At 69.2% G+C, this 14,438-nt stretch carries 7 protein-coding genes and 1 pseudogene; all 8 read left to right on the forward strand.

Annotated features, from left to right (window positions below; genetic code table 11):
• Positions 1 to 43: 43 nt before the first annotated feature.
• The gene (locus ACQ66H_RS07650; RefSeq protein ID WP_430433493.1) at positions 44 to 712 is read left to right on the forward strand and encodes a DUF4142 domain-containing protein; all 669 of its coding nucleotides are present in this window, start codon (positions 44 to 46) and stop codon (positions 710 to 712) included.
• Positions 713 to 1,840, forward strand: coding sequence for a mechanosensitive ion channel family protein (locus ACQ66H_RS07655; RefSeq protein ID WP_430433494.1), 1,128 nt, complete (start codon positions 713 to 715; stop codon positions 1,838 to 1,840).
• Complete coding sequence (locus ACQ66H_RS07660; RefSeq protein WP_430433495.1) at positions 1,837 to 2,925, forward strand: zinc-binding metallopeptidase family protein; 1,089 nt, start codon at positions 1,837 to 1,839, stop codon at positions 2,923 to 2,925. The genes ACQ66H_RS07655 and ACQ66H_RS07660 overlap by 4 nt, the downstream gene beginning before the upstream one ends.
• Positions 2,922 to 5,120 carry a glycogen debranching protein GlgX gene (glgX, locus tag ACQ66H_RS07665; RefSeq protein ID WP_430433496.1) on the forward strand — a complete coding sequence of 733 codons (2,199 nt, stop codon included), beginning with the start codon at positions 2,922 to 2,924 and terminating at the stop codon, positions 5,118 to 5,120. The genes ACQ66H_RS07660 and glgX overlap by 4 nt, the downstream gene beginning before the upstream one ends.
• Positions 5,117 to 6,250 (forward strand): DNA topoisomerase IB, encoded by a 1,134-nt coding sequence (locus tag ACQ66H_RS07670; protein ID WP_430433497.1) that lies wholly within the window; start codon positions 5,117 to 5,119, stop codon positions 6,248 to 6,250. The genes glgX and ACQ66H_RS07670 overlap by 4 nt, the downstream gene beginning before the upstream one ends.
• Complete coding sequence (locus tag ACQ66H_RS07675; RefSeq protein WP_430433498.1) at positions 6,247 to 7,461, forward strand: glucose-1-phosphate adenylyltransferase; 1,215 nt, start codon at positions 6,247 to 6,249, stop codon at positions 7,459 to 7,461. The genes ACQ66H_RS07670 and ACQ66H_RS07675 overlap by 4 nt, the downstream gene beginning before the upstream one ends.
• Positions 7,458 to 9,335 (forward strand): malto-oligosyltrehalose trehalohydrolase, encoded by a 1,878-nt coding sequence (gene treZ / locus ACQ66H_RS07680; protein ID WP_430433499.1) that lies wholly within the window; start codon positions 7,458 to 7,460, stop codon positions 9,333 to 9,335. The genes ACQ66H_RS07675 and treZ overlap by 4 nt, the downstream gene beginning before the upstream one ends.
• Positions 9,332 to 14,332: pseudogene (locus tag ACQ66H_RS07685) on the forward strand (malto-oligosyltrehalose synthase); the annotation flags it as partial. The gene treZ and the pseudogene ACQ66H_RS07685, both read left to right, overlap by 4 nt.
• Positions 14,333 to 14,438 lie beyond the last annotated feature (106 nt).

The raw sequence follows: 14,438 nt of genomic DNA on the forward strand, positions 1-14,438 counted from the left end.
GGTCGGCGCCAGCCGCGCCGCCACCGCTCCGAGGGAGGTACCAATGAACACATCTGCATCCACAACGCATGTCCGCACGAGGACATTGATCGCTGCGATCGCACTCGCTGGCGTACTGACCGCATGCGAACGCACGCCCCAGCCGCCGGCTTCGCCGGCAGACGCGCCGCGCGCCGAGGGCAGTGCTCCGCCGGCCGGCCTGGGCCCGGGCAGCGACGCGTCGCCGCCGCCGTCAACCGCGGCGCAGAGCGCTGCGCCAAGTCCGGAGGACAGCAGCTTCGTCACCGCGGCGGCGGCCAGCGGCCGTGCCGAGGCGGAAGCCGGGCGCGTGATGGCCAGCCGTGCCGCCAATCCGCAGGTGCGCGCCTTCGCCGACCGACTGGACAAGGACCACACCGACGCCAACAACACGCTCGAACGCATTGCCATGGAGAAGGGCATCGCGTTGCCCCAGGGCATGCAGCCGGCCGCGCGCGCGCACATCGATGAACTGAAAACGCTGTCCGGCGCCGAGGCGGATGCCGCCTTCCTGCGTCATTTCGGCACTACGGCGCATGAGGACACCATCGCCCTGTTCGAACGCCAGGCAAGTTCCGGCCAGATACCGGAGCTGCGTCAGTTTGCCGCCGACACGGTGCCCAAGCTGCGCGAGCACTTGAACCTCGCACGTCAGCTCGAACAGCAGTTGGCGACCGCCGGAGGTACGCGCTGAGTGGATGCCGCAAGCGACTTCCTGCTCCGTCATCCGTGGCTCGCGCTGCTCCTGCAGTGCGGGCTGGCGGTGCTGATCGGCCTCGCGCTGCATGCGGTGACAGACCGCATCGCGCGCCGGCTGGCTGCGCGCTACGACGTCGCCGAACGCATCGTCGTGCGCACGCGCGGTCCGGCGCAACTGCTGCTGCTGCTGCTGTTCGTCCATCTGTCGCTGGCCGACGCCGCCATTCCGCTGGGGCTGCTGACCGGCCTGCGTCACCTGCTGTCGATTGCCATCGTGCTGGTGGTCACCCTGTTCGCGGTGCGCTTCATCAGTGCGATTGCCGACGTGATCGAAGGCCGGCATCCGATGACCGGAGCCGACAATCTGCGCGCACGCAGCGTGCAGACCCAGGTGCGGGTGCTCGCCCGCACCGCGATGTTCATCGTCGGACTGCTCGGTGTCGGCTCGGTGCTGATGACCTTTCCGAATGTGCGGCAGATCGGCGCCAGTCTGCTGGCGTCGGCCGGTCTGGCCGGCATCATCGCCGGCCTGGCCGCGCGGCCGGTGCTCGGCAATCTGATCGCCGGGCTGCAGATCGCGTTGACCCAGCCCATCCGCGTCGATGACGTTGTGATCGTCGAAAACGAGTGGGGGCGCATCGAGGAAATCACCGCCACCTACGTCGTCGTGCGCATCTGGGACCAACGGCGCCTGGTGGTGCCGCTCGAACATTTCATCCTGAACCCCTTCCAGAACTGGACGCGCACCACCTCCGATCTGCTCGGCGCGGTCTATCTATGGGTCGATTACCGGGTACCGGTCGAGCCGCTGCGCGAGCGGCTGCGCGAAATTCTGGATGAGTCGCCCGAATGGGATCGCCGCGTATGCGTGCTGCAGGTGACCGACATGACGGATCGCGCGATGCAGTTGCGCTGCCTGATGAGCACGCAGAACGCCGGCGCCGCCTGGGACCTGCGCTGCAAGGTGCGCGAGCAGATGGTGGCCTATCTGCAGAAGGTGTCGCCCGAGTGGCTGCCGCAGATCCGCACGCGCCTGCTCGACAGCGCGCGCGACGACGACGGTGCGTCGGCCGGCCCGTCCCGCCCACGCATGGACGCTTACACGGAGGCGCCAGCGCCATGAGGACCTTTCTGTGCGGACGTTGCAGCAGTCCGGTTTTTTTCGAGAACACCGCCTGCGTGCGCTGCGGCGTGATGCTGGGTTTCGTCCCCGGCGAGCTGGACATGGCCGCCTTCGAGGCGGGCGCCGACGGACGCTGGGTGCGTCAGGGCGGTGGCGCGGCCGAAGGCAGTCAGTGGAAGCCCTGCCGCAACTACAGCGAGCGTCAGCGCTGCAACTGGATGATTCCGGCCGACGAAGACGCCGATCTCTGCCTCAGCTGCCGGCACAGTGAAGCCACCGATGCGACCGCCGACCCGGCCTGCGACGAACTGGTGCGTCGGCTGGAGTCGGCCAAGCGTCGGCTGTTCCACTCGCTGCTGCGTCTGGGGCTGCCGGTGCTCGATCAGCCGGGGCGGCGCGAGCCGCTGTTCCGCTTCCTGTCGCGCAAGCACATCGGCGGCGCGGTGACCACTGGTTACGCCGACGGCGTCATCACGGTGGACGTGATGGAAGCCAACGACGCCTGCCGCGAAGCGCGCCGGGTCGGGCTGGGCGAGCCCTATCGCACGCTGCTCGGTCATTTCCGGCACGAGATCGGCCACTACTACTGGGACCGCATCCTGTCGGGCGGACCGCGCCTGAACGACTTCCGCGCGCTGTTCGGCGACGAGCGCCGCGACTATGCAGAAGCGCTGCGCGACCACTACGACGAGGGGCCGGCGCCGGACTGGAGCGAGCGCTACATCAGCGCCTACGCCTCGGTGCACCCGTGGGAGGACTGGGCCGAATCGTTTGCCCATTACCTGCACGTGTCGGATGCGCTCGACACCGCAGCGCACTGGGGCTTCTCGCTGCGGCCGGGCGTGGTGACCGGTGGCGGCAGCGTGGAGGCGGCCGCGTGCAGCGACGAGCGACCCTTCCGCGACGTGCTGGTCGAGCACTGGCTGCCGCTGTCGCAGTTCCTGAACAGCATGGGCCGCAGCCTCGGACACGGCGATGCCTACCCGTTCATGGCGGCGTCGCCGGTGCTCGACAAGCTGTGCTTCGTGCACGACTTCGTCTGCGCGTCGGTGCAGCAGCCTGACGCAATGCGGAGGTGCGCATGAGCCGCGCCGACCTTGTCCGCTTTCCGCTGCTCGAAGCCGGGCGGCCCTATCCGCTGGGCGCGACGGTGACCGAAGAGGGCATCAACTTCGCGGTGTTCTCGGCGCACGCGACGCGCGTCGATCTGTGCATCTTCGACGAGGCGGGCCGCATCGAGGTGGCCCGGCGCGAACTGCCCGAGTTCACGGATGAGGTGTGGCACGGCTTCCTGCCGGGCGCCAAGGCGGGCCTCGTCTATGGCTACCGCGTCCATGGGCCGTGGCAGCCGGAAGAGGGCCACCGCTTCAATCCGCACAAGCTGCTGCTCGATCCGTACTCGCGCGAGTGGGTGGGCCAGCTGCGCTGGTCGCCGGTGCTGTTCGCCGGCGATGCGGCGCCGAGCGGCGCGCCGCTCGGCGTAGACAAGCGCGACAGCGCGTCCTACATGCCGAAGGCGCGCGTGGTGGCTGATCTGCCGCCGCTGCAGCAGCCGCGTCCGGCCGTTCCGTGGGACCGCAGCGTCATCTACGAATGCCACGTGCGCGGCATGACGCGCCAGCATCCGCAGGTGCCCGGCCGCCTGCGCGGCACCTTCGCCGGACTGGCGCACGACGCGGTGATCGCTCACCTGCTGTCGCTCGGCGTGACGGCGGTCGAACTGCTGCCGGTGCACGCCTTCGTCGACGACGCGCAGCTGACCGACCGCGGCCTGCGCAACTACTGGGGCTACAACACGCTCGGCTTCTTCGCGCTGGAACAGCGCTACCTCGGTGCCGGCGGCATCGGCGAGTTCCGCGCGATGGCCGAGCGGCTGCACGAAGCAGGCATCGAACTGATTCTCGACGTCGTCTACAACCACACGGCCGAGGGCAACGAGATGGGCCCGACACTGAGTTTCAAGGGGCTGGACAACGCCTGCTGGTATCGCCTGAATCCGGAGAACAAGCGCCACTACATCAACGACACCGGTACCGGCAACACGCTCAATCTCAGCCATCCGCGCGTGCTGCAGATGGTGATGGACAGCCTGCGCTACTGGGTCGAGCAGATGGGCGTCGACGGCTTCCGCTTCGATCTGGCGACCATACTCGGGCGCGAGGCCACCGGCTTCGACCAAGGCTGCGGCTTCTTCGACGCGATGGCGCAGGACCCGGTGCTGCAGCACGTCAAGCTGATCGCCGAGCCGTGGGATTGCGGCCCCGGCGGCTACCAGCCAGGCAACTTTCCGCCGCGCTGGGCGGAGTGGAACGACGCCTTCCGCGACACGGTTCGCTCCTTCTGGCGTGGCGACGAAATGCAGGCGGCCGCACTCGCCACGCGGCTGACCGGCTCGGCCGATCGCTTCGACCAGCGCGGGCGGCGTCCATGGGCCAGCGTCAATTTCATCACCGCGCACGACGGCTTCACGCTGCACGACCTCGTGTCGTACAACCACAAGCGGAACGATGCCAACGGCGAGGACAACCGCGACGGCCACGACGACAACCGGTCGTGGAACTGCGGCGCCGAAGGACCGACCGACGACAGCCGCGTGCTGACGCTGCGCGAGCGGCAGAAACGCAACATGCTGGCCACCTTGCTGCTGTCGCAGGGCACGCCGATGCTGCTTGCCGGCGACGAGTTCGGGCGCAGCCAGCAGGGCAACAACAACGCCTACTGTCAGGACAACGAACTGAGCTGGCTCAACTGGACAGGGCTGGACGATCCGGCGGGCGAGCAGCTCAGCGCCTTCGTGCGCCGCCTGCTGCAGCTGCGTGCCGCGCTGCCGACGCTGCGCATGGCCCGCTTTGCCACCGGCGGCGATCCGGAGAGCACCTTCCGCGACGTCGTCTGGCTGCGCTCGGATGGCGAGGAAATGCAGGCCGGCGACTGGAACGACGCGCAGATGCGCTGCTTCGGCATGCGCGTCGATGGCCGCGCGCTGCGTCTGCACGAACCCGACCCGGCTGCGGAAACGCTGATCGAGCTGGTGGTCAATGCCTCGCCCGAGGTCGTCGGCTGGACGCTGGACGACGGCGACAGCGAATACGCGTGGCGGCGCCTCATCGACACCTCGAGCGGATACGTCGCGGCGGTTGAGCGTAACAACGGTCGCGTGCTCATCGCCGGGCGTTCGCTGCAGCTGTTTGCGACCGGCCTGACCGCCGGCGGCGACGAGATGCTGGCAGCGCTGCAGCGTGCGCTCGACGGCGTTGACGCCTCGGAGGAGGTGTCATGAATGCCGTCATCCGCACCGCAACGCTGCAGAACCGCTACCTGCGCCGGCTGCGCAGGGGCGGCGGCTTCGTCTACGTGACGACCGCCGGACGCCCCTATCTCGACCGCGAAGGTCTGGCGCGCATCGCCGCGCTGGCGATTCCGCCCGCCTATACCGACGTCTATGTCAGTCCCGACCCCGAGGCGGAACTGCAGGCCTTCGGGCGCGACGCGCGCGGGCGGCTGCAGTACCGCTATCACCCGGACTTCGTTCATCGCAACGCGCTGCGCAAGTGGCGCCGCCTGTCGCGCTTCGCCGACGCGCTGCCGCGGATGCTGGCGACGGCCGGCGCCGACCTGCGGCGCAGCGGCCTGCCGCAGCGCAAGGTGCTGGCGTTGATGACGCGGCTGCTGCACGCGGTGTACTTCAGGGTAGGTGACGAAAGCTATACGCGGGCGCACCGCAGCTACGGCCTGACCACGCTGTGCAAGCGCCACGTCGCCATCGAGGGCACACAGGCGGTGTTCCGCTACCGCGGCAAGCACGGCGTGATGCAGGAACAGGTGGTACGCGACCGCGGCGCCGTGGCCGTGCTCGGCCGTCTGCTCGAACTGCCGGGCAAGACGCTGTTCCAGTACGAGGAAGACGGCCTGCGCCGGCCGGTGCGGGCGGCGGAACTGAACGCCTACATCCACGAAACGATAGGGTCTTTTTCCAGCAAGGACTTCCGCACCTGGGGCGGCACGCTCAAGGCCGCCGAGTTCCTGACGCGGCAGGGGCCGCTGGAAGACGCCCAGTCGGCGCCGCGCGTGCTGCTGCGCTGCGTGCGTTCGGTCGCCGCCAGCCTGGGCAACACGGCGCCGGTCACCCGGGCGAGCTACATCTGCCCCGTCATCTTTGATCTTTATCTGTCCGGCATCGTGCTCGAGGACTTCGCGTCCGACGAGCCGGAGGACGGACTGTCGCGCAGCGAGGCAGCGCTGCGCCGGATGCTGGCCAGCGCGCCGGCCCCCCGGGCGGTGCGTTCGTCGCCGCCCGGCGCCCGGCGCGTGCAGTCCGGCGAGGCACGCCATCTGGCGCGTGTTCCGCCGAAAAGTGCGCAATCCGATCGCCCGGTCGCGGATGCGAACTCACGTGGAGGTGAATCATGATTTCCGGGAAATCCATTCTTGCATTCGTGATGGCGGGCGGCGAAGGCGGCCGTCTCCATCCGCTGACGGCCGAGCGCTCCAAGCCTTCGGTCCCCTTTAACGGACGGCATCGCATCGTCGATTTCGTGCTGTCCAATCTGGTCAATTCGGGCATCAACTCGATCTATCTGCTGGTGCAGTACAAGTCGCAGTCGCTGATCGAGCACATCCGGCGAACCTGGGTCATGAGTCCGCTGTTCCCGAACCAGTTCATCACTGTGGTGCCGCCGCAGATGCTGCACGGGCCGGAGTGGTTCCAGGGCACGGCCGATTCGGTCTACCAGAACCTGCACCTGCTCGACCGCGTGCGGCCCGATCTGGTGCTGGTGTTCGGGGCCGACCACATCTACCGGATGGACATCCGCCAGATGGCGCGCCATCACCTCGAAACCGGCGCCGACGCGACCGTCGCCGCCTTGCCGGTACCGGTCGAGAACTCGGCCTCCTTCGGCATCATCCGCACTGATTCCACCGGCCGCATCCGCGACTTCCAGGAGAAGCCGGAGACGGCCGAGTCGATGCCGGGGCGCAAGGGCTATGCCTTCGCGTCGATGGGCAACTACATCTTCAATACCGAAGCGCTGGTCGAAGCGCTGACGCGCGCCCACTCGAAGGGCGGCCACGACTTCGGCAAGAACCTGCTGCCGGCGATGGCGGAAACGCACAAGCTGATGGCCTACGACTTCTCGACCAATGTGGTGCCCGGGCTGCGCGACTGCGAGGAGGTAGGCTACTGGCGCGACGTCGGCACCATCGACGCCTACTACGACGCGCACTTCGACACGCTGGGCGAGGACCCGCGCTTCTGCATGTTCAATTCGCGCTGGCCCATCTTCGCCGCACCCGACCAGACCGAGGCGGCTCAGGTGCTCGACGGCCACTTGCGCACGGCGTCGATCGCCGCCGGTGTGCTGATACGCCGCGCCGTCATCCAGCGCTCGATGCTGCGCCGGGACGTGGTGGTGGAGGAAGACGCCGAGGTGTCCGATTCCATCGTGATGGACCGCACCGTGATCGGACGCGGCGCGAAGATACGGCGCGCCATCATCGACCAGAACAACTTCGTGCCGCCGGGCATGCGCATCGGCTTCGACGAGGCGGAGGACCGCGCCCGTTTTCACGTCAGCGAACGCGGCATCGTCGTCGTCGGGAAAGGACAGCTGACGCCATGACGGAGTTGCGCAGCGCCGGGCCCGGCATCCGTACCGCGGAGACGCTTTCGTTCGCTCACCGCATGCCCTTCGGCCCGTGTCCGGCGAACGGCATCGACGACAGCCAGGGTTACCTGTTCAGGCTATACGCACCGGTGGCCAGCGAGGTTGAGGTGCTGCTCGCCACCGCCGACGGGCACGCGGACGCGCATCCGTGCCGGCGCAGCGACGACGGCTGGTGGACGCGCACCGTGCCGTACGCGCGTACCGGCGACCGCTACCGCTACCGGGTGGATGGCACCGAGGTGCCGGACCCGGCATCGCGCGCCAATCCGGACGACGTCGGCGGGCCCTGCCAGCTGGTGGACCCGGCGCGTTTCGAGTGGCCGGCCGCCGAAGCGCAGTGGCAGGGGCGGCCGTGGTGCGAAGCGGTGATCTACGAACTGCACGTCGGCACCTTCACGCCAGAGGGCACATACGCGGCCGCCGAGGCGCGTCTCGAAGAGCTGGCGGCGCTCGGCATCACGGCCGTTGAACTGATGCCGCTGGCCGAATTTCCGGGGGCGCGCGGCTGGGGCTACGACGGCGTGCTGCCGTTTGCGCCGGAGTCGTCCTACGGCACGCCGGACGATCTGAAGCGCTTCGTGCAGAGCGCGCACCGGCTCGAGCTGATGGTGCTGCTGGACGTGGTCTACAACCACTTCGGCCCCGAAGGCAATTATCTGCATCTGTACGCGCCGTCCTTCTTCACCGGGCAGCACCAGACACCGTGGGGCGCCGCCATCGACTACGAAGGCGAAGCCCAGGTGCGCGAGTTCTTCATCCACAACGCGCTCTACTGGCTGGAGGAGTTCCGCTTCGACGGCCTGCGACTGGACGCGGTGCATGCCATCATCGACGGGTCGAGCACGCATTTCCTCGAAGAGCTGTCGCGGCGGGTGCGAAGTGAACTTGCCGACCGGCGCATCCACCTGGTGCTCGAAAATCCGCTCAACGGCGCGCAACGGCTTGCCGGCGAGCCCGACCCGGGCCGCTACGAAGCGCAGTGGAACGACGACTTCCACCACGCGGCCCACGTCGTCCTGACCGGTGAGACCGACGGCTACTACGCCGACTTCGCCAGCGCGCCGGTGCACCACCTGGCGCGCTGTCTGCTGCAGGGCTTCGCCTACCAGGGCGAACATTCCGCCTTCCACGGCGGGCCGCGTGGCGAGCCGAGCTGCGCGCTGCCGCCGACCGCCTTCGTCTGCTTCGTGCAGAACCACGACCAGATCGGCAACCGCGCGCTGGGCGAGCGGCTGGCCGCGATGGTGCCGACGCACCGGCTGCGCGTGCTGGTGGCGGTGCTGCTGCTGTCACCGTCGCCGCCGCTCATCTTCATGGGCGAGGAAAGCGGCGCCACCAGCCCCTTCTTGTACTTCTGCGACTTCGAAGGCGATCTTGCGCGCAAGGTGAAGGACGGCCGGCGCAACGAGTTCGCCGCCTTCCCCTGGCCCGACGGGCCGCGCACCGTTCCCGATCCCTGTGATCCGGAGACCTTCGTCATCAGCAAGCTGGACTGGCGCCAGCGGGAAGAGGCGGTCGGCCGGCAGTGGCTCGCCTTCTATCAGGCACTGCTGACGCTGCGCCGCGAACGGGTGGTTCCCTGCGTTCCGCTGCTGCAGACCGGCCGCTGCAGCAGCATGCTGTTCGGCGACACCGCCTTCGAGATCCGCTGGTCGGGCGAAGGCGTATCGCTCGTCATGCAGGCCAACCTGGGCGACGTGCCCGAGGCGGTACCCGACGTGCCGGGCGCGCAGCCCTTCGCCGCTGTCGGCGGCGGTGGCGACGGCGAACCCGGTCTGCCGCCCTGGTCGATGCGCATGTACGTGCTGCATAACGGGGCGACGCAATGAGCGGCGCTTTCGCTGCGCTGTGCAGCCGGCTTGGCATCGCACCGGATTTCGAGGATGCGTGGGGACGGCGCTCCGAGGTGCCGGAGGAAAGCCGCCTGGCGCTGACGGCGGCGCTCGGGCATCCGCTTGCCGGCGGCGACCCCGACCGCGCTGCCGTCGCCGCCCTGGCGGCGCTGGACGCTGCCGACGCCGCCCGCGTGCTGCCGCCGGTCACCGTGCTGTCGCTGGGTGAAGGACCGCTCACGCTGACGCTGCAATCGGAAGAGGCGGTGCGCGCTGGCGTGCTGCACTGGCGGCTGGTACTCGAACAGGGCGGCGAACGGCGCGGGCGCACCGCGCTCGGACGTACCGAGGATGGCCGCACCGCCACCGTGGCGCTCGATTCCTCGTTGCCCGCCGGCTGGCACCGGCTGTCGCTCTATCTGCCGGGCGCAACGCCGCGCCTGCTGGTCGAAAGCACGCTGGCGCTGTGTCCCGCCGCCTGCGTCCGTCTGCCGCGCGAAGGCGAGGGTGCGCGGCTGTGGGGGCCGGCGGTGCAGGTCTATGCGCTGCGTTCGCCGCACAGCTGGGGCATGGGTGACTTCGGCGATCTGCGCCGGCTGATCGACCTCGCCGCCGACGCCGGCGCCCACTTCGTCGGCGTCAATCCGCTGCATGCGCTGTTCCCGCACGACCCCGAGCGGGCGAGTCCGTACAGCCCGTCGAACCGCGAATGGCTCAATGTGCTGTACATCGACATCGAGGCGACGCGCGACTTCGGTGAATGCGGCGCGGCGCAGGCGCGCGTCGCCGATCCGGCGTTCGCGGCACGGCTTGATGCGCTGCGCGCGACCGAGCTGATCGACTACCGCGGCGTGGCGGCGGCCAAGCTGGAGGTGCTCGAACTGCTGTATGCGCACTTCCGGCGCGAACATCTGGACCGCGGCACGCAGCGTTCCGGCCTGTTTCGCGACTTCCAGCGCGAAGGCGGACGCAGCCTGCGCCTGCACGCGCTGTTCGACGCGTTGCAGGCGCACTTCCACGCCATCGATTCCGCGGTCTGGGGATGGACGCTGTGGCCCGAGCCCTATCGCGACGTCAACGGCGAGGCGGTGCGCGCCTTCATGCTGGAGAACGAGGAGCGCATCGAGTACTTCGAGTACCTGCAGTGGCAGGCCGAAGCGCAACTCGCGACGGTGGCGCGCAGGGCGCGTGCGCGCGGCATGCGCATGGGGCTGTATCGTGACCTCGCGGTGGGCGTGAACGAAGGCGGTTCGGAAACCTGGATACGACCGCATCTGCACGCGGTCGGCGCACATGCTGGCGCGCCGCCGGACGAACTGAATCCGGCCGGCCAGGACTGGGGCTTCCCGCCGCTCATCCCGCAGCGGCTGCAGCAGGACCCCTCGTCCTTCCGTGCCGTGCTGGCGGCCAATATGCGGCACGCCGGCGCGCTGCGCATCGACCACGTGATGAGCCTGATGCGGCTGTTCTGGCTGCCGTCCGGCGGCTCGGCACGCATCGGCGCCTATGTCGCCTATCCGATGGACGATCTGTTCCGGCTGCTGTGCCTGGAGAGCGTGCGCAACGACTGCATCGTCATCGGCGAGGATCTGGGCATCGTGCCGCCGCAGGTGCGGGCAGCGATGGAGCGTTACGGGCTGCTGTCCTACCGGCCGCTGTATTTCGAAAGCCGCGACGGCGTGTTCCGCCCGGCACGTGGCTGGCCGGCCGATGCGCTGGCGGTGGTCGGCACGCACGACCTGCCGACGCTGAGCGGCTACTGGAGCGGGCTCGACCTGCAGCAACGCGACGCCCTGGGCCTCTATTCGGACCCTGCACTGCGCGTACGCCAGGCGGCGCAGCGCGACACCGACCGCAGCGCGCTGCTCGACGTGCTTGAGCAGGAAGGCCTGCGCCTGCCGGAGGACGCCGCGTCGGCGACGCACGCGGCCGACCCGGCGCTGATGCTCGCCATCTACCGCTACCTCGCGCGCACGCCGGCAGCCATGGTGGCGGTGCAGCTGGAGGACGTGCTGGGCCAGGCCGAGTCGGTCAACCTTCCGGGCACCAGCGAAGAGCGCTGGCCGAACTGGCGGCGCAAGCTGGGCTGCGACCTGGCCGACATCGCCGCCGATGAGCGCTGGTTCGCACTGGCGGCGGTGATGAATGCCGAGCGGCCGGCGTCGGCGCTGCCGCTGTCCGGCGGCCCGCCCGACTTCCAGCCGCGCGAGGCCGACGTGCCGCGGGCGACCTACCGGCTGCAGTTCCACGGCGGCTTCGGCTTCGCGCAGGCGGAAGCGGCCTTGCCCTATCTGTCCGCCCTCGGCATCAGCCACATCTATGCCTCGCCCTACCTGAAGGCACGGCCCGGCAGCAGTCACGGCTACGACATCGTCAACCACGGCGCCCTCAATCCTGAGATCGGCGACGAACAGGATTTCGACCGCTATTGCGCGCGGCTGGCCGAATACGGCCTGGGTCAGCTGCTCGACGTCGTGCCCAATCACGTTGGTGTTCTCGGGGGCAGCAACGACTGGTGGCTGGATGTGCTGGAGAACGGCACCTCGTCGCCGCACGCCCACCACTTCGACATCGACTGGAATCCGCCCTTTCCGGAGCTGCAGCGCAAGGTGCTGCTGCCGGTGCTCGGCGACCAGTACGGCCGGGTACTGGAGGCCGGCGAACTGCAGCTCGCCTTCGACGAGGCGAGCGGCGCCTTCTGCGTGCGCTACCACGAGCACGCCTTCCCGGTCGATCCGTCCGATTACCCGGCAATACTCGGGGCCGGCGTTGACGACGATGGCGACGACTGCGGCGTCGAACTGGAAACGCTGATCGTCGCGCTGGCCCATCTCCCGGCGCGCGACGCCGAGCCGAGTGCGCTGCGCGACGAACGCCTGCGCAATGCGGCGCTGTTCAAGCGCCATCTGGCGGCGCTGCACGCCCGTCTGCCGGCGGTCCGTGCACGGGTCGAAGCGGGCGTCGCCGCGTTCAACGGTACGCCGGGCGAGCCGTCCAGCTTCGACCGGCTGGATGCGCTGCTGTCGCGCCAGGCCTACCGGCTGGCGTCGTGGCGGGTGGCCGCCGACGACATCAACTACCGCCGCTTCTTCGACGTCAATGATCTGGCCGCGCTGCGCATGGAGGAGCCGGCCGTGTTCGACGCGACCCATGCGCAGATATTCCGCTGGGTGGCGCAGGGCAGGGTGACCGGCATGCGCATCGACCATCCCGACGGGCTGTCCGACCCGGCCGGCTATTTCGTCCGGCTGCAGAAGCAGTACGCCGAAGCGCGCCGTCGTGCCGATCCGGGCGCGACCGAGCCGACGCTCTATCTGGTGGTCGAGAAGATACTGGCGGAATTCGAGCCGCTGCCGGCCGACTGGCCGGTGCACGGCGGAACCGGCTACCGCTTTGCCAACCTGTGCCACAGCCTGATGGTGGATGCCGCGCAGGAGGCGCGCTTCACCCGTGTCTATCGAGCGTTCACCGGCGAGGTACGCGACTTCAGCACGGTGCTGCGCGACGCCAAGCATCTCATCATGACCCACTCGCTGTCGGGCGAACTGGGGCGTCTCGCCGCGCAGCTGCACGCGATCGCGCAGCGCGACCGGCGCACGCGCGACTTCACGCGCAGCCGGCTGCGCAGTGCGCTGAGCGAAATCATCGCCGCCTTTCCGGCCTATCGCAGCTATATCGGTCCGGCCGGTCATTCGCAGCACGATCGCCGTCTGGTCGAGCGCGCCGTGGCCGAGGCGGCGGCGCTCGGTCTGGCCGGCGACGCCAGCGTGCTGCGCTTCGTGCGCGACGTGCTGCTCGGTGCGCCGACCGAGCCCGACCCGTCGCTGCGCGCGCTCAAGCTGACTTTCGCCTGCCGCTTCCAGCAATTCACCGCGCCGGTGATGGCCAAGGCGATGGAGGACACCGCCTTCTACCGCTATAACCGGCTGGTGTCGCTGAACGACGTCGGCGGCGATCCGCGCACCTTCGGCATCGGCATCGACGACTTCCACGGCGCCAACGAGCGCATCGCCTGCACCCATCCGTTCGGCCTGCTCGCCTCATCGACGCACGACAGCAAGCGCTCGGAGGACGTGCGGGCGCGCATCGACGTGCTGTCCGAAATGCCGGGGCCCTGGCGCTTCGCGCTGCGGCGTTGGCGCGGCATCAACCAGCGGCGCAAGACCCGACTGGGCGACGGACTGGCGCCGTCGGCGGACGACGAGTACCTGCTCTACCAGACCCTGGTCGGCGTGTGGCCCTTCGACGCGCCCGGCGACGAAGCGCCGCCGCTGCGCGAACGCGTCGAGGCCTACATGATCAAGGCGGCGCGCGAGGCGAAGCGGCATACCAGCTGGATGAATCCGGACCCCGCCTACGAAGCCGCGCTGGCCGACTTCGTGCGCCGTCTGCTGGCCGGCGACGCGACGCGCAACGCCTTCCTCGCCGATTTCCTGCCGCTGCAGCGGACGGTGGCGCTGTTCGGCGGTTACAACAGCCTGTCGCTGCTGCTGCTCAAGCTGACCGCGCCCGGCGTGCCCGACACCTACCAGGGCTGCGACACCTGGTGCTTCACGCTGGTCGATCCGGACAACCGGCGGCCGGTGGACTTCGCGCGCCGCAGCCGCATGCTGGCGGACCTCCAGGCGCGCTGGCCGGACGGCGCCGACGCCGAAGGGCTGCGCGAACTGGTGGCGACGATGGCGGACGGCCGCATCAAGCTCTATCTGCTGTGGCGCGCGCTGCAGGTCCGTCGCCGCTTCGAGCGCACGCTGCGCGAAGGGCGCTACATGCCGCTGGAGGTCGAAGGTCCGGTGGCCCATCACGTGATCGCCTACGCGCGCGTGCTCGGGCAGCGGGTGATCATCACCATCGCGTCGCGGCTGCTGTTCGGCCTCACCGGTGGCGATCCGCAGCGCATCTGCAAACGCGAACTGTGGGCCAACACACGGGTGGTGCTGCCGGCTTGCAGTCCGCAGCGCTGGCGGGAGGCCTTCAGCGGCACCGTCGTCACACCGACGGCAGGGCGGGGCGCCTCGACGTCGGCCCGCTTTTTACCGCCTTGCCGCTTGCGCTGCTGGTACCGCAGGGACTGGAAGAATGACCGCCGCGACGCCGCAG

The organism is Methyloversatilis sp. (assembly GCF_965284615.1).
Lineage (GTDB): Bacteria > Pseudomonadota > Gammaproteobacteria > Burkholderiales > Rhodocyclaceae > Methyloversatilis.

What these genes read in the sequence shown, in the direction of transcription:
- ACQ66H_RS07650 (WP_430433493.1), top strand. Translation starts at nt 44, where the DNA reads ATGAACACATCTGCATCCACAACGCATGTCCGCACGAGGACATTGATC.
- ACQ66H_RS07660 (WP_430433495.1), top strand. Translation starts at nt 1,837, where the DNA reads ATGAGGACCTTTCTGTGCGGACGTTGCAGCAGTCCGGTTTTTTTCGAG.
- glgX (WP_430433496.1), top strand. Translation starts at nt 2,922, where the DNA reads ATGAGCCGCGCCGACCTTGTCCGCTTTCCGCTGCTCGAAGCCGGGCGG.
- ACQ66H_RS07670 (WP_430433497.1), top strand. Translation starts at nt 5,117, where the DNA reads ATGAATGCCGTCATCCGCACCGCAACGCTGCAGAACCGCTACCTGCGC.
- ACQ66H_RS07675 (WP_430433498.1), top strand. Translation starts at nt 6,247, where the DNA reads ATGATTTCCGGGAAATCCATTCTTGCATTCGTGATGGCGGGCGGCGAA.
- treZ (WP_430433499.1), top strand. Translation starts at nt 7,458, where the DNA reads ATGACGGAGTTGCGCAGCGCCGGGCCCGGCATCCGTACCGCGGAGACG.